The sequence below is a fragment of the Streptomyces sp. MP131-18 genome, assembly GCF_001984575.1.
Lineage (GTDB): Bacteria > Actinomycetota > Actinomycetes > Streptomycetales > Streptomycetaceae > Streptomyces > Streptomyces johnsoniae.
In genome coordinates, this window is the sequence record NZ_LZNS01000001.1 from 854,061 (window position 1) to 879,150 (window position 25,090).

Here is a 25,090-nt window from a genome sequence, read left to right on the forward strand (position 1 = left end):
GCCTCAGGCAGCCAGCGCGTCGAGGGCGGGTATCAGGTGCTCCTCCTCGTAGTCGAGGTGGCGCTCCAGCTCCTCCGTGAGGCGTTCGACCTCGGCGAGCGCGGCGCCCGGCTCGGCCTCCGCGTCCGAGACGGTGTGCTGGAGCCGTTCCAGCAGCACGGCGATCCGCTCGTGCTCCTCGGCCAGCCGGTCCAGGACCGGCGCCAGGTCGGGGCGCCGGTCCGCGAGGAAGGGGAAGAGCCCGCCGTCCTCGCTGGTGTGGTGATAGCGCAGGCCCTGGCAGGCCGTCAGGCAGTTGATCCGCAGCTGGGCGCCGAGTCCGGGACCCGATGCGGCGAACTCCTTGCGGATCACGGACAGTTCCCGGCGGAACGCGTCGTGCAGCCGCTTCAGTGCGGTGCCGGGCGAGGACATGTCGGGCGGGCCGCCGCCCGCCTCCTTCAGCGCGACGACGGGGATCACCCGTGTGGTCCTGGCCTGGTACTCCGCCCAGCCGGGGTCGGCCTCGGCGGCGCGGGCGAAGATCTCGTCGCGTTCCGCGCCCCGCAGCACGGTGGCCTCCGCCTCGTAGGTGAAGACGCCGTCCTCGACCGTGACGCGCGGCTCGGCCAGCAGATTGTGGTACCAGTCCGGGTGGCGGGGCGAACCGTTGGCCGAGGCGATCACCAGCAGCCGTTCGCCCCCGTCGGGCAGGTAGCCGAGCGGTGTCGTGTGCCGGCCCCCCGACCGGGCTCCCGTCGTGGTCAGCAGGATGAGCCTGCCGCCCTCGAACGGGCCTCCTACGCGCCCTCCGTTGGCGCGGAATTCATCGATGATCTGCTGGTTGAAATCTATGGGCATACGTGCCGTTCTTTCGTTTTCTGGCATGCGGAACAGAGAGGTCGCGGGCAGCACGGAACTGCCGCGGAGCGATACCGCACCGACGGGGGAAAGGGCGTGGAAGTACGCCGCAGGCCCGGCGCGGCCGGTGCGGGAAAAAGAGGTGGGAGAACTGCCGGCAGGGTGGCGACATGCGCCTTCCCGCGCCCGGCAGGATAAGAAGAAGCGCGGAATGCGGAAGGAACACGGAATCCGCGGAATGATGCGAAGAGGCGGGCCTCGGGCCCGCCGCGGGGTCACGCGGAGGCCGGGAACCCTACTCGCTTCTGGCCAAAGGCCGACCCGGCAGTCACGCGTTTCACCTTAGCCGGACCGGCGCATCGCGGCAACGCCCTTTCCTGCCCCGCGAACCAGGGCGGTACACCAGTTCGGCGCCCGGCCTTCCCGCGGCCCCCGGCGCCTCCCCGGGCCGGAGCCTGACGGCTCCGGTGACGCCGGGCCTTAACCCCCCAAGTAAGGCCCGGCACTCCTCTCCTCACGACTCTCCTTACGACGCAGCGCCACGCCAGGATCTGCGCGCCGCCCCGTGTGCGCCCCCGCGCTCAATCCCGCGTCGGATGCATTTACGCGGCAATGAGCTGGACTGCGGTCAGGGTCAGCACCCCCGCGCTCACGTAGTACACGACGATGGCGCCCGCGACGGTCGCCTCGCGGTAGTCGCGCTCCCCCTTGATGGGCGTGGAACTGTGCGCGTACGGCGCGCGGCCGATCGTGCGCCCCATCTCGGCGTCGAACTGCCGCCGCCGGTGCGCCGCCATCTGCCGCCGGGCGGACTCGGCCTGCCCGGCGTACGCGAGACGGTAGGCCAACCTACCCGGCACCCTCTTCCTCTTTCTTGTCCGCTTCGCGGTCCTCGTCGGTGTCCTCGGCGGTGTCCTCGGCGACCTCGTAAGGGAAGACCAGACCGGAGAAATCACCGGCGCGCAGCCGCTCGACGATCTCGTCGTTCGCCTCGGCCGCGTCCGGGCGGGTGGCCAGTGACCAGCGTGCGAGGACGCGGTGCAGGTCCTGGCCCGGCGTGCGGGACACCTCCATGTCGAACGCCGCGCGCTCCGCGTCACCGGGCAACGCGGCTCTGATGCCGTCGATCGTGGCCGGCAACTCGACGCGCTCGTCCCGGATGTAGGTGACCCAGGTCGCGCGTGCGGTGTCGTTCACGTCTGCCCTCCCTTCGGCACTTCCGCCACGCTACGCCGTGGCGGCGCGGCACGTCGCCCCCCTCCCGCCCGTTCGGGTGAGAGGGGGGCGCCGGCCGGATCAGGTGGGCGGCGTTGCCGTCGGACCGGTCGGCCTCGACGCGCACACCAGCCCGTGCCCGTCGACATCGGCATCGACGTCGACGGGCGACCGGCCGAGGCTGGTGAGACCGGCCCCGGCCGGGTCCGGGAAAGCGCTCTCGCGCTAGGGCAGTTCGTAGTCCTCGTTCAGCGCCGCCCCGGCCTCGGGGTGGAACTGGTCGTAGCCGCGGGCGTCGCACTGGAGCCCGCCGTTGATGCAGTGCTCGACCATGCGGGCGAGGGTCGCCTCGTCCCAGGCGTTGAAGAAGTCGTAGTGGAAGGAGTAGCCGGGCCCGCTGGCCAGCCGGACCTCGGACATGTCCCCGTCCACCGGGAAGGCCATCTTGAACTCGATCATCGGAACGGCGACCGGGTGGCCGGCCGGGCACACGTCCGCGCCGTTCTCCACGACGGGATAGGCCATGTGCGCCTGGTGATCGGGCGAGTCAAGATGCCGCCCGTCCCAGCAACTGGGTGCCTGGAAGCGGACGTTGAGCTGGCTCCCCGCGGGGCACTGAGCCGGGATGTCGGAGTTGTCGTAGGAATCGCCGCACTCCCAGCCCTGAACGGTCGCCTCGATGAACTCCTCCTCCGACTGCATGGGGCTGCCGACCACGTAGCGCAGGCCGGTGGGGAAGGGCCGCACCGTGGTCTGGTCCCTGATACCGGACTTGTAGTAGATGACCTGGTCGCCGATCGGGCGGACCTCCTCGTCGCCGTTGTACATGGTCGGCATCCAGTAGGCGGACAGGTCGGCCGGCACCTTGCAACTGGTGGTGCCGCCGGCCAGGGACTCCACCGTGCTGTGCGCGTCGGTGGTGTCGTTCCCCATGAACGTGTGGTCGTGCGAGGCACCCGGCTGCCCCGGGTAGACGATCGGGTCGTCGGGCGCGGTGTGGCTGACCGAGCAGTTGGCCTGGAATTCGCGGTGCTCGGCGAACGGCGGGTTCTCCAGCGGGGGGATGCCCTCGACGGGTTCGTCCACCGGGACCCACTCCCCCGGCGGGGGCTCCATCGCCACGGCGTGGTGCTGTGCGTGCCCGCCGGCGTCCGCGGACGCGGCGGCGGCGCCCATCGCACCGAAACCGGCGGCCACGAGTGCGAGCGCGGCCGTCACGAGGGACCCCGACAGCAGGGCTGATCTGCGTACCATGCGAACCTCCGTGTCGGAACGGCGGGAGAGCGCTCTCCCACCGGTGTCCGCAGTGTTGCGGCGTCGACGAGAAGGTGTCAATACACGGTGAATCCCGGAACCGATCCGGAGCCGGGTGGTTCCCGCCGAGGGCGGGGCCGCGCACCCCGAAGGGCCGCCGCACGTGGCCTGTTGCCGTGCCGCGCGGGCGCTGGCGGGGGGTCAGTCCTTGCGGGCGACCCCGCCGAAGTCGTCGATCGGACCCGAGGTGCCGACGTCCAGCAGTTCGGGCCGCCACTCGGCGGTGGAGACGATGCCCGGCGGCAGCACGTCGAGGCCGTCGAAGAACCCGGCCACCTCCGCGGGCGTCCGCAGGGTCAGCCGCGGTGGGCCGCCGCCCTCGTTCCACTGCTTCACCGCCGCGTCCATCCGCTCGCCGCGGACCGCGTTCGTGGGGTGGGAGAGGGCCAGGTAACTGCCCGCGGGCAGGGCGTCGAGCAGCGTGGCGACGATCCGGCCGGCCTCGTCGGTGTCCTCCACGAACTGCATGATGCCCAGCAGCATCAGCGCCACCGGCCGGGAGAAGTCCAGCGTCTCCGCCGCCTTCGCCAGAATGCCCGCCGGATCGCGCACGTCGGCGTCCAGGTAGTCCGTCGCGCCCTCGGGCGTGCTGGTCAGCAGGGCGCGGGCGTGCGCGAGGACCAGCGGGTCGTTGTCGACGTAGACGATCCGTGACTCGGGGGCCATCCGCTGGGCCAGCTCGTGGGTGTTGTCCACGGTGGGCAGGCCGGTTCCGATGTCGAGGAACTGGCGTATGCCGGCCGCGCCGCAGAGGTGTCCGACGGCACGGCACAGGAAGTACCTGTTCCCGCGGGCGTTCTCCACGATTTCGGGGAAGTACTTCATGATCTGGTCGCCCATGGACCGGTCGGCCTCGCAGTGGTCCCGGCCGCCCAGCCAGTAGTTCCAGATGCGCGCCGAGTGCGGCGCCGAGGCGTCGATGGCGCGGGGCTGCTGCCGGTCGGTCATGACTCTCCTGCGGGCCGCGGGGCGGGCGGGGGCGGGCATCGTCTCACGCCACCCGCCGGGCGGAACGGCCGCTGCCGGGGTCCCGGCCGCCGCGGCGGGGCAGAATGCGGAGGGCGGGCCGCGGCACGGGCGGCGGTCCATGGCGGCGGTCCATGGCGGCGGGCGACGCCGCCGGGCGATGCGGGACGGGAGACGCGTGGACACAACGGTGGGCGGCGAGTTCGCGCCGGAGACGACGTATCTGGACACCGCGTCGCACGGGCTGCTTCCGGCGAGCGCGGTGGCCGCCCTGCGGGGTGCCGCCGCGGAGATCGCCGAGGGCCGGGTGGACGTGGCCGCCTACTTCGAGGACGTGCGCGGCGCGCGGTCGGCGTTCGGCCGCCTGGTCGGTGTGCCGCCGGAGCGGGTGGCCGTCGGTGCCGCCGTGTCGCTGCACGTGGCCCTGGTGGCGGGTGCGCTGCCGCCGGGGGCCGAAGTGCTGTGCGCCGAACAGGAGTTCAGCTCGCTGGTGACGCCGTTCGCGCAGCACGGGGCGCGGCTGCGCACGGTGCCGCTGACGGCACTGGCCGAGTCGGTGCGGGCGGGTACCGCGCTGGTGGCGGTGTCCGCGGTGCAGTCGCTGGACGGGCGGATCGCCGATCTGCCCTCGATCGGCGCGGCCGCGCGGCAGCACGGGGCGCGCATGCTGGTGGACCTCACCCAGGCGGCCGGCTGGTATCCCGTGTCGGCCGCGGACTTCGATTTCACGGTGTGCGCGGGCTACAAGTGGCTGATGTGCCCGCGGGGCGTCTCGTTCCTCACGGTGCCCGCGGACGGCGGCGGGCTGACGCCGCTGCACGCGGGCTGGGTGGCGGGCGAGGAGCCGTGGAACAGCACGTACGGGCCGGTGACGCGGCCGGCGCGCAGCGCCAGGCGGTTCGACGAGAGCCCGGCGTTCCTGTCGTGGGTGGCCGGGGCGCGTTCCCTGGAGCTGCTGGCGGGGCTGGACGCGGCGGAGATCGGGGCGCACGATCTGCGGCTGGCCCGCCGCTTCCGGAGCGGTATCACCGCACTGGGTTTCCCGCCGGTGCCGGCCGATTCGGCGGTGGTGTCCGTGCCCGGGCTCGGCGGGGCGGCACGGGCGCTGACGGACGCGGGGGTCCGCATGGCGGTCAGGGGCGGGCTGCTGCGCGCAGCGTTCCATCTGTACAACACGGAGCAGGACGTGGACCGCGCGCTCGAGGTGCTGGCGTCGGCGGCGGGCGCGGCGCGCGGCTGACGGGCCGGGTCAGGCGGCGCGCAGCGCCTCGCGGCAGAGGCGGTCGGCGCGCCGGGTGGTTTCCGGGAGGCGGTAGGCGCCGGTCAGGTGCAGGGTGTGGGCGCAGGCCGACGCGCATGTGGTGCGGTGGCCCGGCGAGACGAAGACGGGTTTGACGCCGTCCCGGGTGCGCAGGGCGCGGCCGACCTCCTCCGCCCCGTCGAGCAGCGGCGTGTGCGCGCCGCGGTGCGGGGCGGGCGGCTCGTGGCGGAAGACGAACGGGTTCTTCGCGACGCCGATGGCCGGCAGGTCGGTGAGCACGCCGAGGTGGCTGGCCAGGCCGAACCGGCGGGGGTGGGCGATGCCGTACCCGTCGCAGACGACGAGTCCCGGCGTGTGCCGCAGCCGGTCGAGCGCGTCCAGCACGGCCGGCAGTTCGCGGAACGCGAGCAGCCCGGGAACGTAGGGGAACGTCACCCGCCCCACGGCCGTGGCCTCCTCGACGACGGCCAGGGTGGCGGTGTCGAGGGCGACGGCCGCGGCGGCGACGATGCCGCGGCCGTCGTCGTAGGCCACGTCCACGCCGACGACCGTTCCCGGGGCTCCGGGCGCGGGGCCCGAGTCGTCCAGGCGGACCCGGCGGCGCAGGCGGAGCTGGATGGCCTCCGCCTCCGCCGCGTCGGCCGGGGTGGTGTGCGGGTGGTGCCGGGGCATGGTCAGCTGAGATCGATCCCCGGGTAGAGCGGGTGCTTGGCGAGCAGGTCGGCGGCGCGCTCCGCGACCTGCTTGGCGACGCCGTCCTCCAGCACGTGCGCGGCCTTGGAGGGCTTGCCGCTCTTGGTGGTGCCGGGGGTGGTGCGGGACAGCACGGTGTCGATGAGGGCGGCGACCTCGTCCATCTCGGCGGTGCCGAGTCCGCGCGTGGTCAGCGCGGGGGTGCCGATGCGGATGCCGGAGGTGTACCAGGCGCCGTTGGGGTCCTGCGGGATGGCGTTGCGGTTGGTGACGATGCCGGAGTCGAGCAGCGCGGCCTCGGCCTGACGCCCGGTGAGCCCGTAGCCGGAGACGTCGATGAGCGCCAGGTGGTTGTCGGAGCCGCCGGTGACCAGGCGCGCGCCGCGCCGCATCAGGCCCTCGGCGAGGGCGCGGGAGTTGTCGACGACGCGCCGGGCGTAGTCGCGGAACGCCGGCTGCCTGGCCTCGGCGAGCGCGACGGCCTTGGCGGCCATGACGTGCGGGAGCGGACCGCCCAGCACCATGGGGCAGCCGCGGTCGACCTGGTCGGCGAGGGAGTCGTCGCACAGCACCATGCCGCCGCGCGGACCGCGCAGCGACTTGTGGGTGGTGGTGGTGACGATCTGGGCGTGCGGCACCGGGTCGAAGTCGCCGGTGAGGACCTTGCCCGCGACGAGTCCCGCGAAGTGGGCCATGTCGACCATGAGCGTGGCGCCGACCTCGTCGGCGATCTCCCGCATGATCCGGAAGTTGATCAGCCGGGGGTAGGCGGAGTAGCCGGCGATGAGAATGAGCGGCCGGAACTCGCGGGCGGTGGCCCGCAGGGCGTCGTAGTCGACGAGGCCGGTCTCCGGGTCGGTGCCGTAGCTGCGCTGGTGGAACATCTTGCCGGAGATATTGGGCCGGAAGCCGTGCGTGAGGTGGCCGCCTGCGTCCAGGGACATGCCCAGCATCCGCTGGTCGCCCAGGTCGCGGCGGAGCGCTGCCCAGTCCTCCTCGGAGAGGTCGTTGACCTGGCGGGCGCCGGCCCGCTCCAGCGCCGGGCTCTCCACGCGCTGGGCGAGGACGGCCCAGAACGCGACGAGGTTGGCGTCGATGCCGGAGTGCGGCTGGACGTAGGCGTGGCGGGCGCCGAACAGCTCGCGGGCGTGCTCGGCGGCGACCGACTCGACGGTGTCGACATTGCGGCAGCCGGCGTAGAAGCGGCGGCCGATCGTGCCCTCGGCGTACTTGTCGCTGAGCCAGTTCCCCATGGTGAGGAGGACCGCGGGGGATGCGTAGTTCTCGCTGGCGATGAGCTTCAGTGAGGCGCGCTGGTCGTCGATCTCGTTCGCAATGGCGTCGGCGATGCGGGGTTCGATGCCGCGGATCACTTCGAGCCCGCTGCGGAAGGCGGTGGACTCGGTGGTGCGGGCAGGTTCTGCGCTCACGGGGCCTCCTTGACGTGTCGTCGCGAAAGCCCAGGCGCACGGCTTCACGTCGCTAGGAAGGACCGCTCCCCGATGGTTCTTCCCATCCAGACGCGCCAGTCACGGCCCCGTGCGAGGGTAGCACCGCCCGTTCAGTCGCCGCCGTCCAGATCCTTCCTGCGGCGGCCGAGCGTGAAGCGGTCGCCGGCGTCGTGCAGCTCGTAGAGCTTGGCGCGGCTGTCGGGGGAGCCGAAGGGCCGGTGCAGCACCAGCATGAGAGTGCCGTCGAAGGTGCGGAACGGCATGCCGTGGCCCGCGTTGTCCCCGACCAGGACGGGGAGCAGGTCCCAGGGGCCGGCGAGCGTGCCGGAGCGGGAACGGGCCTGGGTCTGCACGTAGCCCTGGGTGCCGGCCGGGCCGAGGTAGGTGGACCACAGCATCAGCAGCTCGCCGGTGCGGCTGCGGAACAGCTGGGGGCCGTCGGTGACGTAGGGCGGCAGGGCCGCCTCGTCGGTGGCCAGCCGCGTCTCCAGCCAGGGGGCGCCGGAGGCGCGGAAGAGGTGGACGGGGTCGCCGGTGGTCCCGCTCAGGTCGGGGCGCAGGCGGATGGCCTCCATGGTGCCGTCGAGTCGCTGAATCCACTCGTGGGCGTAGACCAGCCAGGGCTCGCCGTCCTCGACGAAGAGGGTCCCGTCCAGGCTCATGAACGTGTCGGGGGTGTGCGGACGCCCGGGGTCCAGGAGCCGGAACGGACCGTAGGGGGAGTCGGCGACCGCGACGGAGGTGCCGCGCCGGTAGGTGCGGATGAGCACGTCCGGCGGCTCGGCCAGGGTCTGCTCCTCGTCGTGCAGCGTGAGGAAGAGGTACCACTTGCCCGCGTGGTGGTGGACCTCGGGTGCCCAGCCGCCGTCGGCCGCCCAGGCGCCGTCGGGGACGGTGAAGACGGACCAGGGACCCTGCCAGGTGACGAGGTCGCGGCTGCGGTACAGCAGCGTGCCGGTGCCGGGGATGCCGGTGGCCTCGGGGCGGTTGCGCAGGTAGAGGAAGTAGTGGCCGTGGCGGCGGTGGGCCACGATGAACGGGTCGTGCGCCCACAGCTCGGGCAGCCGCAGGCCGCGGGGCGGTGGCGGGCCGGCCGGCGCGGCGTCCGCGGCGGCGGCCGCGGCGCCAGGTCCTGCGGCGGCTGCCGCAGCGGCGGCGCCCGCGGCTCCGATGACCGTTCTGCGTCCGACGGGGGTCATGGGCACCCCTCCACCTTGAATCGTTTAAACCGGCCCGTGGGAACGATTCCACGGCGCCCGTCGCAGGGTCAACCCCCGTGCGCATGCGGAACCGCGGCCCCTGGTGCACGGTGGTAACCGGAGAAAACCGAGCGCAGGTACGCCGGGAGGCGAACATGAGCGAGCACATCTACCGGGTGACCGAGATCGTCGGGTCCTCGCACGAAGGGCTGGACGACGCGATCCGCAAGGGGATCGACCGGGCCGCCCAGACGCTCCGCCAGCTGGACTGGTTCGAGGTGACGCAGATCCGCGGGCACATCGTGGACGGCAGTGTCGAGCACTTCCAGGTGGGGCTGAAGGTCGGCTTCCGCCTGGAGGCGGGCGAGGGCGACGGGGACGGGGCGGGCGGCTGAGCCGCCCCGCCCAGGCCGCCCGTTCCCTCAGCCTTCGCCGCGCTCGTGCCGGCGCGCCGCGAGCGCGGCGGCGAGCAGATCGCCCTCCAGGATCGAGGCGTCCGCGATGCGCGAGGCGGCGGCGTAGGAGTTCAGCACGGACTTGGTGACGCGCAGCGCCACCGGTGAGCGCCGCACCAGGGGCCTGATCCACTCCTGGATCACGCCGTCCAGCTCGTGCTCGGCGGCGACCCGGTGGAGTATCGACATCTGCCAGGCGGCAGCGGCGTCGAAGCTGCTGCCCAGGAGCAGCAGCTCACGGACGCGGGCGGCGCCCGCCTCCTGCACCAGCCGGGGCAGGGCCCCGCCCCAGGCGATCGGCAGGCCGACCGCCAGCTCCGGCATGCGGAAGCGGGTGGTGTCCGCGCCGGCGCGCAGGTCGCAGAACAGCGAGAGTGCCAGCCCGGCACCGACCACCCGCCCGTGCAGCCGGGCGATGGTGACCGCGCTGCTGCCCGCGAGCGCGTCGCACACGTCGCGGGCCTTGGCGCCCAGGGCGGTGATGCGCCCGCCGGTGGGGTCCTGGGCCATGAGGGCGTCGTACTCGCCCAGGTCGCCGCCGAGGGAGAAGTCGGCGCCCGCGCCGGAGAGCACCAGCACGCGGATACCCGGGTCGTCGCGGACCGCGGTCAGCACGGTGAGCAGCTCGGCCAGCACCTCTTCGGTGACGGCGTTGCCCGACTCCGGGGTGTTGAGCCGCACCTGCACGACGTGCCCGTCCCGGCTGACGAAAAGACTGCGGAACTCGGGGGGCGTCCCCGCGCCAGGTCTCATCGGTCGACGACGTGCAGAGCGGCCAGGCGGCGGAACGCCACGCGTGGCTCCCACTGCGGCGGGGAGCTGACGCGCAGCGAGGGGAACCGCCGCAGGAGCGCGTCGAGCAGCACCTGGGCCTGCAACCGGGCCAGCCCCGCACCGATGCAGTAGTGAACGCCGCCGCCGAACGCCAGATGGCTCAGGCTGCGGCCGGAGCGCCGGATGTCGAAGACGTCGGGGTCGGAAACGCTGGCCGGGTCGCGGTTCGCGGATGCGATCAGGACGTGCACCAGCTCGTCGGCCCGGAAGGGGACACCGGCCAGGACGGTGTCCTCGCCGGCGACGCGCGTGGTGACGTGCACCGGCGGGTCGTAGCGCAGGATCTCCTCGACGGCGCGCGGGACTTCCTCGGGGTGCTCGCGGAGCCAGTTCCGCTGGCGGGGGTGCTGGTCGAGGAGCACCACCAGGTTGTTCAGCAGCATGGAGGTGGTCTCCAGCGCGGCGCCCACGATGAACATGGCGAGGAAGTAGACGGCCTCGTCGGCCCGTTCGCGGTCGGGCTCCAGCTCGTCCCACGTACGAATCCAGCCGGACAGCACATCGTCGCCCAGGTGGGCACGGCGGTCGCGGACCAGGCCGGTGAAGTAGTCGCGCATGCCAACGGCGCCGGCGTCGGCCGCGGCCATCTGACTGGGCGAGGGCAGCAATTCCTGTGCGTAGAGATGGGCGTGGCTGAATGAACGGACCGTCGCATGGTCTTCGTTCGGCATTCCGAGCCAGTGGCCCATTACCGCGATCGTCAGTTCTTCGCTGACCAGGGCGGAGAAGTCGGCCTCACCGTCACGCATGTGGTCGGTGAGGTTGTCGAGAAGGCGGTTGACTATGTCGGTCACCGGCCCGCGCAGCCGGGTGAGCGTGTTGCGGTCGAATATGTTGCCCACGGAGCGCCTGTGACGCGTGTGCTCCGGCGGGTTGAGCCCCTGGAGAACGTGTCCGAGCTCCCGGGAGGCGGGCGCCTGCCAGCGGCTGCCGGCCTGCTGACGTGCGCGCCAGTCGTCATCGAGCGCGGCCCAGGTCTTGCTGCGCAGGACCTGGTCGCACACCTCGTAGGTGGTCAGGAAATGCGCCCCCCAGGGTGCGGGAACGACATCTCCCATGGACCTGAATTCGCTGTATATGGGATAGGGGTCAGCCTGTCCCCGCGACGCGCGTAGACGCGATACTTGGGAGACAATGGAACGTGGATCGATCGCCGTGATTCCTTCAGCAAGTTCCACGAATACTCCTTTGAGGCCCGCCGGGTAGGTCACATGACTGCCCGTCATCCGACGCGCGGTCTGGCAGTCGATGCGACCTCCGGCACCATTACCCCCGTAATCCGTTTTTCACACATATGCCGTGGGGGTATGCCCCCGTTAACTGTGTCACACGCAGCGTCACACGCGCCACCAGTTGAGGAAGGAGCTCCACCAGCCCTTGCGCTCCGCACGGCCCCTGGCCTGGCCGGAACCCGCCGTAGGCCCCCGGTCCGCGGCGGTCGCGGGGGTGGTGGGCCGCTGGACCGGAGTGAAGCGCGCGGGGAGGGAGCTCAGCGCACGGTGGAAGACCCCCGGGCGCCACTCCAGGCTCTCGGCGGGCACGGCCAGTTCGATGTCCGGCACCTCGTTGAGAAGGCGCTCGATGGCTCCGGTCGCGATCAGGGAGGCGGACTCCTTGATCGGGCACGCGTGCGGGCCCGCCCCCCAGGCGAGGTGGGCGCGCTTGCTGAGCATCTGCCGCGAGGAGGAGAGCGCCGGATCGGTGTTGGCGGCAGCAAAGCTGATCAGCACGGGAGAGTAGGCCGGGAGCTTCACCCCGCCGAGTTCCGTGTCCCGCACCGGGAAGTGCGTGGCGTAGTTCGCTATGGGGGGCGAGTTCCACAGCACCTCGTTCAGTGCGTCCTCGACGAGCAGTCCGCCGCCGTAGAGCCCGCCGAAGAAGCGCTCGTCGGACAGGATGAGGAGCAGGCCGTTGGCGATGAGGTTGCGCTCCGGCTCGATGCCCGCGCCCAGCATGATCGTGATCTGGTGCAGCATCTCCTCGTCGGAGAGCTTCGCGGGGTGCTCCATCATCCAGGAGGTGATGTCGTCGCCCGGCTCGGCGCGCTTCTGGGCGACGAGCTGGATCAGGCTGCCGGCCAGCTCCTGGTTGGCAGCCTCGGCGTCGATGCCGTCGAAGATGCCGGTGAACCCGTGGATCAGGCGGTCACCGATCTCCGCGGAGGCGCCGAACAGCTCGTTGAAGACCAGGAACGTCAGCGGCTTCGCGTAGTCGTTCAGCAGGTCGACGGTGCCCTTGTACTTGAACTGGTCGGCCAGATAGGCGGACACACGCTCCACATGGCGGCTGACGCGGTAGGCGTCGAGCCGCGCCAGGCTGTCGGAGACGGCCTGGCGCAGCCTCAGGTGCTCCGCGCCGTCGGCGAAGAGCACGTTGGGCCGGTAGCCCATCATGCCGAGGACGGGGCTGTCCTGCGGCAGGAGGCCGTCCTCCAGCGCTCGCCAGCGGCGTGAGTCCCGGGTGAACGCGTCCGGGTTCTGGAGGACTTGCAGGGCCGCCGCGTAGTCGGTGACCAGGGTGGCGTCCACCCCCGGTGCCAGTTCGACGGGTGCCGCCGGCCCGTAGGCGCGCATCGCCTCGTAGTAGGCCTGGGGGTCGGCGGCGAACTCCGGTCCGTACAGCGGAATCCTGGTGGCTGCGTCCTGGGCGGGGCTTCCGCCCTGGTGCGCGGGGCAGCCGGGGGGTGGTGTCCCGGGACCAGAGAAAGAGTTCATCGTTGCTCCTGACGGGTGCGACTCTGGAGGTAGCGGACGAGCGAAACCAGCGCCTTGGCCGATGACTTCTCGTCACGCGCGTCACAGGTGATGATCGGCGTCTCGGGAAGGAGGTCCAGCGCTTCCCGGAGTTCCGACTCGGCCCTGGCCTGGTTGCCGTCGAAGTGGTTGACGGCGATGGCGTACGGAATGCCGTACTTCTCCACCAGGTCCATCACGGCGAAGGACTCCTTGAGCCGCTGGGGGTCGACCAGCACCAGCGCACCGAGCGCCCCCCGCGTCATGTCCTCCCACACCTGGACGAAGCGCTGCTGCCCCGGTGTGCCGAAGAGGTAGAGAACGAGCCGGTCGTTGAGGGTGAGACGTCCGAAATCCATGGCGACGGTGGTCGTGGTCTTGCCCTTGACCCCTTTGAGGTCGTCCACGTCCGCCGCCGCCTGCGTCATCGTTTCCTCGGTGCGCAGCGGGGGAATTTCGGAGAGCGTTCCGATGAACGTCGTCTTGCCTACCGCGAAATGGCCCACGACGAGGATCTTTGCGGCGATCTGCACCTTGTCGTGCAGATGCCGCGCGTCACCCGAAACGTGCCTGGAGTCCATCCAGCACCTCCTGAAGGACCTGAATGTCGGTGAGCTGGGCAGCAGGCACCGGGGCACGGGTGAGGATGTGGCCGCCCTCGGCGAGATCGGACAGCAAAACCTTGACGACGCCGATGGGCAGTCTCATGTGGCCGGCTATTTCGGCCACGGAGAGGTAGCCGCCCTCGCACAGTTCGACCAGGCTTCTCTTCTCCGGGTCGAGACGGCTCTTCTGCTGCTGGTCGGGGGCCGCTGTGATCAGCGTGACCAGCTCGAACCTGTCACCATCGGCGATTTCCCGGCCATTTGTGATGACATACGGCCGTACTAATCCGACGGATTCGGGCTCTTGCTCATCGGGTGCGGTCATGCCTGAATACCAGTATTCTCGCGGGGCGGGGTGGTCAGTGCCTTACCGAGCTGCGCGACCAGCTGCTGCATCCGGAAGGTGATGTCTGCCATATCGACGCTGGGCGAAGCGGAAACCGCCAGGTAGGCGCCCTCACCGGCAGAAATGAGGAAGACCCAGCCGCCGTCGAATTCCACGACGGTCTGCCGCCATTGCATGGCCGCGCCGCCGCTGAAACCGGCGACCGTGCGGCTGAGGGACTGCATGCCGCTCATCGCGGCGGCAACCGTGTCCGCATGGTCCTTGTCGACGTCCTTGGAACGTGCCATGAGCAGGCCGTCGGCGGACACCAGGATCGCGTGCCGCGCCCCCGGGACCTCGAGCGCGCCCTCAAGCATCCACGCCAGTTCGGTGTTCACTGAACCTCAAACCCTTCCCTGCTCGGATCGGCGCTGCGGCCGGACTGCGTGCCCCGCTGGAAGGCGCCCATGATCGAGGCGGTCTCCTCGCTGGACCGCGCGCGGTTCGAGGCGTCCGCGGCGTCCGTTTCGGGAACGATGGCGATGGGAGCCCTCCTGCGGCGCTTGGGCAACCCGCCCGCGGTCTCCCCGGCCTCTTCCGGCTCGGGCATGGCGGCGGGAGTCTCGGGCACCGGCGCGTTCTGCGGTTCAGGCATGCTGGTGAGCAGCTCCTGGGGAAGAAGGACCACGGCGCGCACACCCCCATAGGGTGATGCGGTGTCCACGGACACACTGAATCCGTAGCGCGCGGCGAGCACGCCGATGACGGCGAAGCCGAACTGCGGCGGGTTGCCCAACTCGGTGACGCTCACCGGGTGTTCCCCGGACAGCAGCCGCGCGGCCCTGCTCTTCTCCTCCTCGTTCATGCCGACGCCCGCGTCGTCGATGATGACGCAGACGCCCTTGGGAACGGTCCTGATGTTGATGTCGATGGTCGTCTCGGGGGCCGAGTAGCTGGTGGCGTTGTCCAGCAGCTCGGCCAGGACGAGGGCGACCGGCTCGACGACCTGGCTGATGACCGCGAAGTTGGTCTGCGAGCGGATCTCGACGCGGGTGAAGTGCCGGATGCGGCCCTTGGCGCTGCGCGCCACGTCGTACACCGAGGCAACGGTCCGCTGCCGTCCCAGCCAGCCGTCGCACAGCACGGAGACGGACTGTGCCCGCCTGCCGAACTGCGAGTTCATGTGGTCGATTTCCAGGAGGTCCTGGAGGAACTGCTGGTCGCCGTACTTGCCCTGCACCTTGGAAATGGCGAGCTGCTGCTCGTTCGCGAGGCCCTGAAGGGTTCGCATGGCCGACTTGAGGGCCGTCTTGGTGGCGTCCTCCGCGCGCAGCCGCGCCTCTTCTACGGCGTCGCTGAAGGTGTCCTCCAGCTCGGTATGGCGCGATTCGAGCTCGGTCTTCTCAAGACGCAGCTTCGCATTGGACTTCCGCCCTCGATATATCACTGTTGCGGCGAGGGGAGCCCCGACGACCAGCCCCCAGAGGGCTGGGTCCTGAAGGTATTGGCTCATGAGATTCTCTTCAAAGCTAGTCCGCCAGGTAAATAAAAATTGAGGATGCCGTACTCCTGAATCCGACTTCCCCCCCGTGCGGATTCCGCCCTACCAACCGGCCCGGCACGGCAACTGAGGCCACCCGGCCTGCCGGGATGTCACCCACCACGCAGGGCGGAGGGTATGCCCGCCGAACCGCCGTCGCGGCTCCATGCGCCCCACTGACGGCATCTTGCTCCTCAGGGTGAAACCCTCTCGGCTGTTTACCGGTTGGCTCAACGACTTACGCGCGCTCGGCTCGTTTGGCAAGCCCGGCGATCGTATCATCAGGGCGCGAGGTGGCTACCGTCCACCCGAGTCTCTTACGAGACCTGACGTTCGATCACGAGCGTTCTGTTTCGGGTCTGTTAATCCCCTTTCAACTTCCTCACACGGAAGTCACACGAACGTGAGGTCGGCGCGCGTGGGCGGGTCGGCACCCCTTCTGGTGCAGGTGATCGCCGCCGCGGTCGCGCACCGGGTCAGCACCTCCGTCAGGGTCTCCCGGCCGGCCGGCGGGCCGCCGTGCGCGACGATCGCGTCGAGCAGCGCGGCCTGGAAGGTGTCCCCGGCGCCAATGGTGTCGACGACCTCGACGGCGGGTGCCGCGACCCGCACCTCCTCCCCCGCGGTCACGGCGAACGCGCCCTCACCGCCGAGGGTCACCACGACGAGCGACGGGCCTTCGGCGAGCAGGGCGCGGGCCGCTTCGGCCGGCCGCCGTCCCGGCCAGAGCCAGGCCAGGTCCTCGTCGCTGGCCTTCACCACGTCCACCGCACCCGCGAGCCGCAGGCACAGCGCGCGGTAGGCATCCCGGTCCGGCTGCACGGCGGGCCGCACGTTGAGGTCGGCGGCGACCGTCCGGCCGGCGCCGCGCTGCGCACGGCACAGGTCGAGGACGCGGGAGGCGCCGGGCTCGATCACGACGGCGAGCGATCCGGTGTGCAGCACCGCGGTGTCCTCCGGAACGGTCAGGTCCCGCGGGCTCCAGGCGGCCAGGAAGTCGTAGGTGGCGGCCCCGTCGGCACCGAGGTAGGCGAGGGCCACGATGGTGCGGTCCGCGTCGGCGGGCACCCGCCGCACGTCCAGGCCGGTGTCCGCGAGGTGGGCACGCACCAGCGCGCCGGGCGGATCGTCGCCCCAGGTGGTCAGCAACGTGACCGGGCGTTCGAGCCGTTGCAGACCGACGGCCACGTTGGCCGGGCTGCCGCCGGGGGCCGCGTGCACGTCACGAGCACCGGACCGCCACAAAAGATCGACCAGGGCTTCGCCGACCACGGTCACGCGCGCGTTCACGAGTCATCTCCTTCCGCTTTCTTCCCGTTTCCTTTTCGTCCGGCCATGTTTCCGAACGGCTCACATCCTCGGGGCACGGCTGCGTTCCGGCAAGGCGGGCCGGGCAGGCGCCGTGCGTCAACCTGGGTTGACAGGCGGCCATTCGTCAACAATGGTTGACGCATGGGTGAAGTCGACTTCTCCCCGCTCACCGGGGAATCCGATCCGCTCCAGGCGCTGCGCGACACCGCGCAGGTGCGCCGCCTGCTGGAGCGAGAAGAAGCCGTACAGGTGCGCCGGGCGCGCAACGGCGGCGCGAGCTGGGCGGCGATCGCCGCGGCGCTCGGCGTGACCAAGCAGGCGGTGCACAAGAAGTACGGCGGGCGCGGGGTGCTCGGCCGCAAGGACGACTGAGGAGGACCGTTGACCGTACAGACCGCAGTCTCGCTGGAGGAGCACGTGGCCCGGGCCGCCGAGCGCGTCGCCGCCGGGCGCCGCGGGGCAGTCGTCGTCGGGGCCGTCCGGGGGGACGAGTGCGCCTTCGGCGGCGCCGCCCCGGACACGCTCTTCGAAATCGGCTCCGTGACCAAGACGTTCACGTCCCTCGCGCTGGCCGCGCTTGCCGTCCGCGGCCAACTGGCCCTGGACCGGCCGCTGGCCGGGCTGCTGCCCGCCGGCACCGCCGTGCCCGTCCGCGGGGACCGGCCGATCGAGCTCGGCCACCTGGCCTGCCACCTCTCCGGCCTGCCCGCGCTGCCCCCCGGCCTGCTGCCGCGCACCCTGCGCCCGCCGGCCGACCCCTACGCGCACTGCACCCAGGAGGTACTCCTCGACGCGCTCGGCAGGACCCGGCCGCGTTCCGCGCCCGGCAGCCGCTTCCGTTACTCCAACCTCGGCGCCGCCCTGCTCGGGCTCGCGCTGACCCGGCACACCGGCCAGGACTTCGCCGCGCTGATCCGCGCCGAGATCACCGGGCCGCTCGGCATGGCCGGTACCGGCACCGAGCCGGCCGCCGGGTCCGCCACGCGGCTCGCGCCCGGCCACTCGTTCACCGGCCGGGCCCGCCCGCCGTGGCACACGGCCGCCATGTCCCCGGCGGGCGGCCTGTACTCCACGGCGCCCGACCTGCTCACCTTCGCCCTCGCCCAGCTCGGCGACGCCCCCGAGCGGCTGCGGCCCGCCATCGCCCTCACCCACGCCACCGCGCACCCCATCGGCCACGGCACGACCGCGCACCCTGGCTGGTTCGGCATGCGGACGCCGCGCGGGCGCGGCGGCCACCGGGTGCTGTTCCACAACGGCGGCACCGGCGGCTACCGCGCCCTGCTCGCCGTCGCGCCCGAGCCACGGGCCGCCGTGGTCGTGCTCAGCGCCACCGCCCGCGGCGTCGACCGCCACGGGTTCGCCCTGCTCGACCACCTCACGCGCATCTGAACGGACCGGGGCGAACGGGCCGGCCCGCCGATCGCGCGCGGCGGGTGCGGCAGCGGGTTCCGCGTCTGTTGAGCGCGCACTGGGGACGCGCACGAGTGACGCCTGGCACAATGCCCCGAGTTGTCACCGGCCGGGGAGGGAACCGACGTGGCTGCGGGCTTCACCGTGGACATAGCGGGAGCGGAGGGCATGCGCGCGGGCGCGTGGACCGACGGCGAGGAGTTCTGGATCAGGTGCGAGCGGAACGACGAGCCGACGGCCCGGGTCCGGCTGCTGGCGCAGGACGGCGAGCGGCCGGCCGGTGCCTCGGGGCCGGTCACGGTCGCGGAGGTCGAGGCGCGGCAGCGGGCGGGCGGCAGCGTCGCGCACCCCGTGCTCGCGCTCTCCGAAACCGACGGGACGCCGTCGGCGACCGTGCGCCCCGAGGAACGGGTGCCGTGGCCGCGGCGGTTCGCGGTCACGGACGCGGCGGACCGGCCGCTGTGCCTGATCACCCGGGAGACGTCCCGGTTCGGCCGCGGGGGCTGGCGCATCGACACGGCCGACGGCGGCCGGCCGGTCGTCGGCCGGGACGGCACCCTGGCGGGCTGGGCGGTGTTCGTGCTCACGCTGCCGCTGTGGGTGGCGCTGTTCGCCGGGTCGCTGCTGGTCGCGCTGCTCACGTTCGGGCACGTCGCCGAGCTGCTGGCCTGGAGCAGGCCGCAGAGCGTGGCGTGGCGGCGGCAGGGCTCGCCGCCCGTGGCCGGCCGCGTGCTGACGTTCGGCCATCTGCGGGTCGGATACCGCAGGCCGGGGCGGGAGCCGCTGGACGACCGGATCGTCTACGCCCAGGCGGCGCTGCACTACTTCAGCAGAATGCACCACGACTGAGGGCTCCCCTCGTCCGCGCGGCGTTCCATACTTGGCCCCGGCCCTGACCCCTGGACGAGGAGTGAACTGTGGGCACCCAGCCGACGGCGCCGGCCCGCGCCGACTTCACGGCCGCCTTCGACGGCGTGCCGATCGCCACCTACACCTGGCTGCCGGCGGAGGGAACGGCGCGCGCCTGGGTGCAGCTCGTGCACGGCGCCGCGGAACACGCGCTGCGCTACGACGCGTTCGCCCGCCACCTGACGGCACACGGCTACGCGGTGATCGCCTCGGACAACCGCGGGCACGGCGCGACCGCCCCGCACACCGGCGGCTACGGCGTGGTGGGCGAGTCCGGCTGGCGGGCCGTCGTCACGGATCTGCACACCGTCGGCGAGCGGGCCGCTGCGGAGCTGCCGGGGCTGCCGCGCGTGCTGTTCGGGCACAGCATGGGCTCGCAGCTGGCCCGCGACTACGCGCAGGAGCACGGTGGCGCGCTGCGCGGACTGATCCTGTGCGGCACGTTCCGCTCGCTGCCCGGCTGCGAGACGGCAACGGCGGCGGCGCAGCTCGCCGAGGAGGTCGAACGGGGCGGCCGGGCGGCGCCCTCGGACTTCGTGCCCGACCTCTTCTCCTCCTTCAACGACCCCTATCCCTTCCGCACCGGCTTCGAGTGGCTCTCGCGGGACACCGGCGAGGTCGACACCTACGTCGCGGACGAGCGCTGCGGCTTCCCGTTCAGCGCGGGCCTCTCGCTGGACTGGGTACTCGGCGTGCGCAAGATCAACGACCCGGCCGCGCAGGCCAGGATTCCGCGGGAGCTGCCCGTGCACCTGGTCGTCGGCGACCAGGACCCGTGCCACGCGGGGCTCAGCCTCTTCTACGAGCTGCTGGAGGACTTCCGCTACGTCGGCACGCGTGATCTGACCTGGCGCGCCTATCCGGGTGCGCGGCACGAGATCCTCAACGAGACGAACCGGGAGGAGGTCAGGTCCGATCTGACGGCCTGGCTGGCGGCGCACACCGGCTGAGGCGGGCGGCCCGCTCGCCGCGAGCCCGGCCCCGCGCCCGGCCGGCGCGCCTCGCGTGCTGCCAACTCCCTTGGATCATGGAAGGATTCGTGCGTTGCACTGCCATGAGACAGGGAGGGAATGGCCGATGGCCGATTCGGGCGAGGACGCGTCTGCCGAAGTCGACGTCAATGTGCCCAGCGTGGCCCGCATCTACGACTACGCCCTGGGCGGCAAGGACAACTACGCGGTGGACCGGCAGGCGTTCGATCAGATCGAGGCCGCCGCACCGAGCACCAGGCCGCTCGCGCTCAACAACCGCAGGTTCCTCCAGCGCGCCGTGCGCATCCTGGCCGAGGACTACGGGGTGCGGCAGTTCCTGGACCACGGTTCAGGGCTGCCGACGCAGGACAATGTGCACCAGATCGCGCAGCGCGTCGATCCGGACGCGCATGTGGTGTACATAGACAACGACCCGATCGTGCTGGCGCACGGGCGGGCCCTGCTGGAGGAGAATGCGAACACGGCGGTGCTGAAGGCCGACTTCCGCGATACGGAGGGCATCTTCGCCAGCCCCGAGGTGTCGCGGTTGATCGACCTGGACCAGCCGGTGGCCGCGCTGTTCGTGTCCGTGCTGCACTGCATACCGGACGCGGACGATCCGGCGGGTCTGGTGCGGCGCATCGCCGAACGACTGCCGTCCGGCAGCTTCTTGGTGATCAATCAGCTGGTCAGTGAGGACGCGGCGCTCCGCGAGGAGATCACGGACTTCATGGCGACCGCCACGCAGGGCAACTGGGGGCGGGTGCGCAGGCAGCACGACGTGCAGCGGTACTTCGAGGGCCTGGAGATCCTCGACCCGGGGCTCGTGGAGATCAGCACCTGGCGTCCCGACACCGATCTCGGCCCGAAGCAGCAGACGGACGAGTGGATCGAGTACGGCGGTGTGGCCCGCAAGCCCTGAGGCCGCACGGGCGGCGGCCGGGGGCGGCCCGGATACTTCCGGGCCGCCCCCGGCCGCGTCACCACCGGGTCACAGGCTGCGCTTGAGCCCTTCGAGGAAACGCAGCCCGTCGAGGAACTCCTCGGTCTTGCCGTGCGGCTCGGCCGTGGCGCACAGGCTGTCCATCACCGCGAGGTAGTCCTCGACGTCCTCCCGCTTGTCGAGGTACAGCGCGCTGTTGAGCTGCTCCAGGTAAACGATGTCCGGCAGGTCGGGCTCAAGGAAGCGCAGAATGGTCACGGGGCCGCCCGCCGCGGCGAGGCCGCCGAGCCGGAACGGCGCGATCTGGAGCGTGACGTTGGGCTGTTCCGCCATGGTGCGCAAGTGCCTGATCTGCGTGCGCATCGCATCGGTGCCGCCGAGCGGGCGGCGCAGCGCGGCCTCGTCGACGACCGCCCACAGCTTCGGGGCGTGCGGCTTCGTCAGCAGCCGCTGGCGCTCCATCCGCAGCTCGACACGGCGGTCCACCTGCCGGTCGGAGGCCCGCGGGTTGCCCAGCCGGATGCAGGCGCGGGCGTAGTCCGGGGTCTGGAGCAGGCCGGGGATGAACTGCACCTCGTAGGTGCGGATCATCGACGCGGCCTCCTCCAGACCGATGAGCGTCTCGAACCAGCTGGGCAGCACGTCGCTGTAGCGCTGCCACCAGCCGGGCATGCTCGCCTGGCGGGCGAGCGCGAGGAACTGCTCGCGCTGCTCCTCGTCGTCCACGCCGTACAGGGTGAGCAGGTCGGCGATGTCCCGTTCCTTGGAGCCGACCCGCCCCAGTTCGAGGCGACTGATCTTGGCGTGCGAGCCCCGGATCGCGTCCCCGGCGGCTTCCCGGGTGATGCCGTTTCCCTCCCGCAGCCGGCGCAGGTGGGTGCCGAGTACGATCCGCAGAACGGTCGGGCCGCCGCGGGGATGCGAGAGAATGTCCCGCACCGAGGAGGCGCGACCTGCCTGAGCTGACGCCATGTGTGTCCCCTGAGTGTTGAATTCGCGGCCAAGTGTTGCACTGTTCGGACGAGGCGTACAGTCGCCCCCGCGATACTCAGGGTGAATCGGTCAGTCTTGACGCCGAGTTGGCTCTCGGTTGGCGATCAGTTGGTGATGAGGTCGTCGAAGTCGCCGTCCTTCGCCCCCAGGAGGAAGGCGGTCATCTCCGCGCGGGTGTAGATCAGGGCCGGGCCCTGCGGGTCCCGGCTGTTGCGGACGGCGACGCCGCCGTCCGGCAGCCCGGCCATCTCGACACAGTTTCCGTTGGGGTTGCTGCGGGCGCTCTTCCGCCAGGCGGCTCCTGCGAGCGTGCCGGCCGGGACTCCGTTGACGAACTGCGGCATGTCCACTCCTACTTCGGTTGCACGTGCCGCCCGGTGGGGGGTGGTGGACGGCTCCTGAACGGATTGTGCCCTCCCCCGTAGCGTTCTTGCACCTGTTCTTGCATCTGTTCTTGCATTCGTTATTTCAGATGCACTTGCAGGGATACGCTGCGTCCACAAAGATGGACCCTGCGGAGCCGCCGCCCCAGGGTCAACGATCAGGAACGCCGCGGAGGTCGGAAATGACAGCACTCCCGTTCGCCCTCATGTCGCCCCATCAGGCGCGACACGTGAGGAACGGGATGGTGGACACCGCCGGGTTCGCCACGTTCCCGCTGGCCGTGTCGCGGGAGACTCCCGGCACGGCACGCGGCGTGACGCGTTCCACCTTGCGAGGCTGGGGACTTGACGCCCTGGTCGACGACGCCGCGGTGGTCGTCTCCGAGCTGGTCACCAACGCGCTCCGCTACGGACTGCCCGCGGGCCGGGCCCGTCCGCTGCCGCCCGCATCCGAGAAGCAGCCGATCCTGCTCAGCCTGGTGCACTGCGGCGACGCGGCGCTGTGCGCCGTCTTCGACCCCGGGCCCGACGTGCCGCGCGTCAGGGAGCCCGACTTCTTCGAGGAGTCGGGCCGCGGCCTGCACGTACTGGAGTCGCTCGCCGAACGCTGGGGCTGGACGACCCCCGACCACAGCGGCAAGGCGGTCTGGGCCCTGCTGATGGCCCCGGGCGCGAGCGGCCCCGCGGCGCCGGGCGCGGGCGACTGGGAGCCGCTGACCCGCCTGTTACTGCTGCTTGAGCTGCTCAGCGGCCCCTCGTGGCTCAAGTCCCTCGGGGCCTCGGCTGCCGCCTCGGTGCCCCGGGCCGTGGAGCCGGGCCACCACTGAGCGGCGGCAGGTTGCCGCACAACGCGTCCAGTGCGCCCGCGAACCCGTGGTCGGGCGGTGCGCCGCACCCCACCACCAGCCCGTCGGGGAGCTCGCCCGCCGCCGCCGGATGGCGGTGACTCCCCAGCCCGTTCAGCACGATGCCGCACCGACGCGCCGCCCGCAGCACCGGTCCTCCGCGCCCGCGGGGAGCTCGACGACGGCGTGCAGCCCGGCCGCGATACCGCTGCCCCACAGCTGCGGAGCGCGTTCCGCGAGCGTGGCCATGAGCTGGTCGCGGCGCGCCCGGTAGCGCCGGCGCATGCGCCGCACGTGGCGGTCGAAGCCCCCGCCCGCGAGGAAGTCGGCGAGCGTCAGGGCACCGACCGGCGCACGGTCATAGCGAAACGTCGCGTCGTCGCGCGCGTCCAGTCGGCCACCGCGCCCGCCGACGGGGGTGCAGGGATGTTCCCATGGGGAACTGGTGGGCAGGTGTCAGCAGCACCACGCGGGCACCGGCGCCCGGCCCACCCCGGGATTAGGGTCGGTGTCATGACGGCAGAAGAACACTCCCCCCGTATGGACCTCTTCCACGTCGCGCCCGATGTCTACCAGGCCATGTCGGCCCTGGAGCGGGCCGCGAAGAAGGGGCTCGACCCTGTCCTCACCGAGCTGGTGAAGATCCGCGCCTCCCAGCTGAACCACTGTGCGTTCTGCCTCGACATGCATGTCAGGGACGCGCGCGCGGCGGGCGAGACCGAGGAGCGTGTCTACCTGCTGAGCGCCTGGGAGGAGGCCGCAGGGGTCTATACCGAGCGCGAACGGGCAGCGCTCGCGCTGACGGAGGCGGTCACCGTGCTCACCGACGGCTTCGTGCCGGACGCGGTCTACGAGAGGGCGGCCGAGCACTTCTCCGAGGACGAGCTGGCGCGGCTGATCTCGGTGATCCTCACGATCAACTCCTGGAACAGGATCGCGGTCACCACCCGCATGGTGCCGGGCCGCCGCTGAGCCGCCCGGGCGGGCACCGGCAGCCCGGGCCGGTGCGGTGTCACTGGGGCGGGTTGCCGTGCTTGCGGGCGGGCAGGTCGGCGTGCTTGTTGCGCAGCATCGCCAGCGCGCCGATCAGGACCTCGCGGGTCTCGACCGGGTCGATCACGTCGTCCACCAGGCCGCGCTCCGCCGCGTAATAGGGGTGCATCAGCTCGGTGCGGTACTCCTTCACCATCTCCGCCCGCATGGCCTCGGGGTCCTCGGCCGCGGCGATCTGCCTGCGGAAGATCACGTTGGCCGCGCCCTCCGCACCCATCACCGCGATCTCGTTCGTCGGCCAGGCCAGCGTCACATCCGCCCCGATCGACTGTGAATCCATCACGATGTACGCCCCGCCGTACGCCTTCCGCAGCACCAGCGAAATCCGCGGCACCGTCGCATTGCAGTACGCATACAGCAGCTTCGCCCCGTGCCGGATGATCCCTCCGTGCTCCTGGTCCACGCCCGGCAGAAAGCCCGGCACATCCAGCAGCGTCACGATCGGGATATTGAACGCATCACACATCTGGACGAACCGCGCCGCCTTCTCGGACGCCGAAATATCCAGCACCCCCGCAAGCGACTGCGGCTGATTCGCCACCACCCCCACCGCCTGACCGTCCAGCCGCGCCAGCGCACAGATGATGTTCCCCGCCCACCGCTCGTGGACCTCCAGGAACTCCCCGTCGTCCACCAGCTCCTCGATCACCGCCCGCATGTCGTACGGCTGCTTCCCGTCGACGGGCACCAGGTCCACCAGCGCCTCGCACCGCCGGTCCGCCGGGTCCTTCGACGCCACCACCGGCGGATTCTCCCGGTTGTTGGACGGCAGCAACGACAGCAGATGCCGCACCTCGGCGAGGCATTCCGCCTCACCCTCGTAGGCGAAGTGGGCCACA

General features: G+C 71.5%; 28 protein-coding genes, 1 pseudogene and 1 riboswitch. Of the genes and pseudogenes, 9 read left to right on the forward strand and 20 right to left on the reverse strand.

Going from position 1 to position 25,090, the window contains the following annotated elements; translation table 11 throughout:
* Window positions 1-3: 3 nt before the first annotated feature.
* The 5 genes from STBA_RS03685 to STBA_RS03705 all read right to left on the reverse strand — a co-directional run bounded on the left by STBA_RS03685 (window position 4) and on the right by STBA_RS03705 (window position 4,317).
* Entirely contained in the window at window positions 4-840 is an 837-nt protein-coding gene (locus tag STBA_RS03685) for a nitroreductase/quinone reductase family protein (protein ID WP_077057852.1), read from the reverse strand.
* 602 nt (window positions 841-1,442) lie between these two features.
* A complete protein-coding gene (locus STBA_RS03690) occupies window positions 1,443-1,637 on the reverse strand; it encodes a hypothetical protein (RefSeq protein ID WP_253195206.1) in 195 nt (64 codons plus the stop codon).
* Between the two features lie 52 nt (window positions 1,638-1,689).
* Window positions 1,690-2,037, reverse strand: coding sequence for a hypothetical protein (locus tag STBA_RS03695; protein ID WP_077057854.1), 348 nt, complete (start codon window positions 2,035-2,037; stop codon window positions 1,690-1,692).
* Between the two features lie 243 nt (window positions 2,038-2,280).
* Entirely contained in the window at window positions 2,281-3,309 is a 1,029-nt protein-coding gene (locus STBA_RS03700) for a DUF1996 domain-containing protein (RefSeq protein ID WP_077057855.1), read from the reverse strand.
* Between the two features lie 201 nt (window positions 3,310-3,510).
* Window positions 3,511-4,317 (reverse strand): SAM-dependent methyltransferase, encoded by an 807-nt coding sequence (locus STBA_RS03705; protein WP_077057856.1) that lies wholly within the window; start codon window positions 4,315-4,317, stop codon window positions 3,511-3,513.
* 196 nt (window positions 4,318-4,513) lie between these two features.
* Here STBA_RS03705 and STBA_RS03710 point away from each other — a divergent pair, with 196 nt between their 5' ends.
* A complete protein-coding gene (locus STBA_RS03710) occupies window positions 4,514-5,575 on the forward strand; it encodes an aminotransferase class V-fold PLP-dependent enzyme (protein WP_253194501.1) in 1,062 nt (353 codons plus the stop codon).
* 9 nt (window positions 5,576-5,584) lie between these two features.
* On the opposite strand, the gene STBA_RS03715 is transcribed toward STBA_RS03710, so the two are convergent.
* From STBA_RS03715 to STBA_RS03725, 3 genes are all read right to left on the reverse strand, one after another.
* The gene (locus STBA_RS03715) at window positions 5,585-6,268 is read right to left on the reverse strand and encodes an endonuclease V (protein WP_077057857.1); all 684 of its coding nucleotides are present in this window, start codon (window positions 6,266-6,268) and stop codon (window positions 5,585-5,587) included.
* Between the two features lie 2 nt (window positions 6,269-6,270).
* Window positions 6,271-7,719 carry a glycine hydroxymethyltransferase gene (locus tag STBA_RS03720; RefSeq protein ID WP_077057858.1) on the reverse strand — a complete coding sequence of 483 codons (1,449 nt, stop codon included), beginning with the start codon at window positions 7,717-7,719 and terminating at the stop codon, window positions 6,271-6,273.
* Between the two features lie 21 nt (window positions 7,720-7,740).
* Window positions 7,741-7,832, reverse strand: a riboswitch (ZMP/ZTP riboswitch).
* Between the two features lie 18 nt (window positions 7,833-7,850).
* The gene (locus tag STBA_RS03725; protein WP_079251697.1) at window positions 7,851-8,939 is read right to left on the reverse strand and encodes a glycoside hydrolase family 43 protein; all 1,089 of its coding nucleotides are present in this window, start codon (window positions 8,937-8,939) and stop codon (window positions 7,851-7,853) included.
* 155 nt (window positions 8,940-9,094) lie between these two features.
* Here STBA_RS03725 and STBA_RS03730 point away from each other — a divergent pair, with 155 nt between their 5' ends.
* Window positions 9,095-9,334 (forward strand): dodecin, encoded by a 240-nt coding sequence (locus tag STBA_RS03730; RefSeq protein WP_077057859.1) that lies wholly within the window; start codon window positions 9,095-9,097, stop codon window positions 9,332-9,334.
* 27 nt (window positions 9,335-9,361) lie between these two features.
* Here the strand turns inward: STBA_RS03730 and STBA_RS03735 are convergent, their stop codons facing one another.
* The 8 genes from STBA_RS03735 to STBA_RS03770 all read right to left on the reverse strand — a co-directional run bounded on the left by STBA_RS03735 (window position 9,362) and on the right by STBA_RS03770 (window position 16,720).
* Window positions 9,362-10,147 (reverse strand): enoyl-CoA hydratase/isomerase family protein, encoded by a 786-nt coding sequence (locus STBA_RS03735; RefSeq protein WP_077057860.1) that lies wholly within the window; start codon window positions 10,145-10,147, stop codon window positions 9,362-9,364.
* Entirely contained in the window at window positions 10,144-11,286 is a 1,143-nt protein-coding gene (locus STBA_RS03740) for a cytochrome P450 (protein WP_253194503.1), read from the reverse strand. The genes STBA_RS03735 and STBA_RS03740 overlap by 4 nt, the downstream gene beginning before the upstream one ends.
* 279 nt (window positions 11,287-11,565) lie before the next feature.
* Window positions 11,566-12,942 (reverse strand): cytochrome P450, encoded by a 1,377-nt coding sequence (locus tag STBA_RS03745; RefSeq protein WP_077057862.1) that lies wholly within the window; start codon window positions 12,940-12,942, stop codon window positions 11,566-11,568.
* The gene (locus STBA_RS03750) at window positions 12,939-13,541 is read right to left on the reverse strand and encodes an ATP/GTP-binding protein (protein WP_077057863.1); all 603 of its coding nucleotides are present in this window, start codon (window positions 13,539-13,541) and stop codon (window positions 12,939-12,941) included. The genes STBA_RS03745 and STBA_RS03750 overlap by 4 nt, the downstream gene beginning before the upstream one ends.
* Complete coding sequence (locus STBA_RS03755; RefSeq protein WP_077057864.1) at window positions 13,516-13,890, reverse strand: DUF742 domain-containing protein; 375 nt, start codon at window positions 13,888-13,890, stop codon at window positions 13,516-13,518. Before STBA_RS03755 ends, STBA_RS03750 begins: the two co-directional genes overlap by 26 nt.
* Window positions 13,887-14,288, reverse strand: coding sequence for a roadblock/LC7 domain-containing protein (locus tag STBA_RS03760; protein WP_077057865.1), 402 nt, complete (start codon window positions 14,286-14,288; stop codon window positions 13,887-13,889). Before STBA_RS03760 ends, STBA_RS03755 begins: the two co-directional genes overlap by 4 nt.
* The gene (locus STBA_RS03765; RefSeq protein ID WP_077057866.1) at window positions 14,285-15,403 is read right to left on the reverse strand and encodes an ATP-binding protein; all 1,119 of its coding nucleotides are present in this window, start codon (window positions 15,401-15,403) and stop codon (window positions 14,285-14,287) included. The genes STBA_RS03760 and STBA_RS03765 overlap by 4 nt, the downstream gene beginning before the upstream one ends.
* A gap of 420 nt (window positions 15,404-15,823) precedes the next feature.
* Window positions 15,824-16,720, reverse strand: a complete 897-nt coding sequence (locus STBA_RS03770; protein WP_077057867.1) for a carbohydrate kinase — start codon at window positions 16,718-16,720, stop codon at window positions 15,824-15,826.
* 162 nt (window positions 16,721-16,882) lie between these two features.
* Here STBA_RS03770 and STBA_RS03775 point away from each other — a divergent pair, with 162 nt between their 5' ends.
* The 5 genes from STBA_RS03775 (at window position 16,883) to STBA_RS03795 (ending at window position 20,956) form a co-directional block, all read left to right on the forward strand.
* Window positions 16,883-17,113, forward strand: coding sequence for a hypothetical protein (locus tag STBA_RS03775; RefSeq protein ID WP_077057868.1), 231 nt, complete (start codon window positions 16,883-16,885; stop codon window positions 17,111-17,113).
* 9 nt (window positions 17,114-17,122) lie between these two features.
* Complete coding sequence (locus STBA_RS03780) at window positions 17,123-18,133, forward strand: serine hydrolase domain-containing protein (protein ID WP_077057869.1); 1,011 nt, start codon at window positions 17,123-17,125, stop codon at window positions 18,131-18,133.
* A 147-nt stretch (window positions 18,134-18,280) separates the two neighbouring features.
* Entirely contained in the window at window positions 18,281-19,003 is a 723-nt protein-coding gene (locus STBA_RS03785; RefSeq protein ID WP_077057870.1) for a hypothetical protein, read from the forward strand.
* Window positions 19,004-19,071: 68 nt separating this feature from the next.
* Window positions 19,072-20,013, forward strand: a complete 942-nt coding sequence (locus STBA_RS03790) for an alpha/beta hydrolase (RefSeq protein ID WP_077057871.1) — start codon at window positions 19,072-19,074, stop codon at window positions 20,011-20,013.
* 127 nt (window positions 20,014-20,140) lie between these two features.
* On the forward strand, window positions 20,141-20,956 hold the full coding sequence (locus STBA_RS03795) for an SAM-dependent methyltransferase (protein WP_077057872.1): 816 nt from the start codon (window positions 20,141-20,143) through the stop codon (window positions 20,954-20,956).
* Window positions 20,957-21,025: 69 nt separating this feature from the next.
* Here STBA_RS03795 and STBA_RS03800 read toward each other — a convergent pair whose 3' ends face one another.
* A complete protein-coding gene (locus tag STBA_RS03800) occupies window positions 21,026-21,949 on the reverse strand; it encodes a helix-turn-helix transcriptional regulator (protein WP_077057873.1) in 924 nt (307 codons plus the stop codon).
* 125 nt (window positions 21,950-22,074) lie between these two features.
* Window positions 22,075-22,314, reverse strand: a complete 240-nt coding sequence (locus STBA_RS03805) for a DUF397 domain-containing protein (protein WP_077057874.1) — start codon at window positions 22,312-22,314, stop codon at window positions 22,075-22,077.
* Between the two features lie 281 nt (window positions 22,315-22,595).
* On the opposite strand from STBA_RS03805, the gene STBA_RS03810 reads away from it, so the two are divergent.
* Window positions 22,596-23,180 (forward strand): ATP-binding protein, encoded by a 585-nt coding sequence (locus STBA_RS03810; protein WP_253194505.1) that lies wholly within the window; start codon window positions 22,596-22,598, stop codon window positions 23,178-23,180.
* On the opposite strand, the pseudogene STBA_RS38625 reads toward STBA_RS03810, so the two are convergent.
* Window positions 23,116-23,682 (reverse strand): annotated as a pseudogene (locus STBA_RS38625) (PLP-dependent aminotransferase family protein); the annotation flags it as partial. The gene STBA_RS03810 and the pseudogene STBA_RS38625 sit on opposite strands and share 65 nt — an antisense overlap.
* A gap of 29 nt (window positions 23,683-23,711) precedes the next feature.
* Here STBA_RS38625 and STBA_RS03815 point away from each other — a divergent pair.
* A complete protein-coding gene (locus STBA_RS03815) occupies window positions 23,712-24,170 on the forward strand; it encodes a carboxymuconolactone decarboxylase family protein (RefSeq protein WP_077057875.1) in 459 nt (152 codons plus the stop codon).
* A 40-nt stretch (window positions 24,171-24,210) separates the two neighbouring features.
* Here STBA_RS03815 and STBA_RS03820 read toward each other — a convergent pair.
* Window positions 24,211-25,090 (reverse strand): carboxyl transferase domain-containing protein (locus tag STBA_RS03820; protein ID WP_290443696.1); only part of this gene is annotated, 880 nt, incomplete at its 5' end.

Excerpts from the sequence above, each read along its gene's own strand:
- STBA_RS03700 (WP_077057855.1), bottom strand. The coding sequence starts at position 3,309 with ATGGTACGCAGATCAGCCCTGCTGTCGGGGTCCCTCGTGACGGCCGCG.
- STBA_RS03715 (WP_077057857.1), bottom strand. The coding sequence starts at position 6,268 with ATGCCCCGGCACCACCCGCACACCACCCCGGCCGACGCGGCGGAGGCG.
- STBA_RS03685 (WP_077057852.1), bottom strand. The coding sequence starts at position 840 with ATGCCCATAGATTTCAACCAGCAGATCATCGATGAATTCCGCGCCAAC.
- STBA_RS03690 (WP_253195206.1), bottom strand. The coding sequence starts at position 1,637 with ATGGCGGCGCACCGGCGGCGGCAGTTCGACGCCGAGATGGGGCGCACG.
- STBA_RS03705 (WP_077057856.1), bottom strand. The coding sequence starts at position 4,317 with ATGACCGACCGGCAGCAGCCCCGCGCCATCGACGCCTCGGCGCCGCAC.
- STBA_RS03735 (WP_077057860.1), bottom strand. The coding sequence starts at position 10,147 with ATGAGACCTGGCGCGGGGACGCCCCCCGAGTTCCGCAGTCTTTTCGTC.
- STBA_RS03810 (WP_253194505.1), top strand. The coding sequence starts at position 22,596 with ATGGTGGACACCGCCGGGTTCGCCACGTTCCCGCTGGCCGTGTCGCGG.
- STBA_RS03745 (WP_077057862.1), bottom strand. The coding sequence starts at position 12,942 with ATGAACTCTTTCTCTGGTCCCGGGACACCACCCCCCGGCTGCCCCGCG.
- STBA_RS03815 (WP_077057875.1), top strand. The coding sequence starts at position 23,712 with ATGACGGCAGAAGAACACTCCCCCCGTATGGACCTCTTCCACGTCGCG.
- STBA_RS03740 (WP_253194503.1), bottom strand. The coding sequence starts at position 11,286 with ATGGGAGATGTCGTTCCCGCACCCTGGGGGGCGCATTTCCTGACCACC.
- STBA_RS03805 (WP_077057874.1), bottom strand. The coding sequence starts at position 22,314 with ATGCCGCAGTTCGTCAACGGAGTCCCGGCCGGCACGCTCGCAGGAGCC.
- STBA_RS03750 (WP_077057863.1), bottom strand. The coding sequence starts at position 13,541 with ATGGACTCCAGGCACGTTTCGGGTGACGCGCGGCATCTGCACGACAAG.
- STBA_RS03755 (WP_077057864.1), bottom strand. The coding sequence starts at position 13,890 with ATGACCGCACCCGATGAGCAAGAGCCCGAATCCGTCGGATTAGTACGG.
- STBA_RS03725 (WP_079251697.1), bottom strand. The coding sequence starts at position 8,939 with ATGACCCCCGTCGGACGCAGAACGGTCATCGGAGCCGCGGGCGCCGCC.
- STBA_RS03730 (WP_077057859.1), top strand. The coding sequence starts at position 9,095 with ATGAGCGAGCACATCTACCGGGTGACCGAGATCGTCGGGTCCTCGCAC.
- STBA_RS03795 (WP_077057872.1), top strand. The coding sequence starts at position 20,141 with ATGGCCGATTCGGGCGAGGACGCGTCTGCCGAAGTCGACGTCAATGTG.
- STBA_RS03775 (WP_077057868.1), top strand. The coding sequence starts at position 16,883 with ATGGGTGAAGTCGACTTCTCCCCGCTCACCGGGGAATCCGATCCGCTC.
- STBA_RS03765 (WP_077057866.1), bottom strand. The coding sequence starts at position 15,403 with ATGAGCCAATACCTTCAGGACCCAGCCCTCTGGGGGCTGGTCGTCGGG.
- STBA_RS03800 (WP_077057873.1), bottom strand. The coding sequence starts at position 21,949 with ATGGCGTCAGCTCAGGCAGGTCGCGCCTCCTCGGTGCGGGACATTCTC.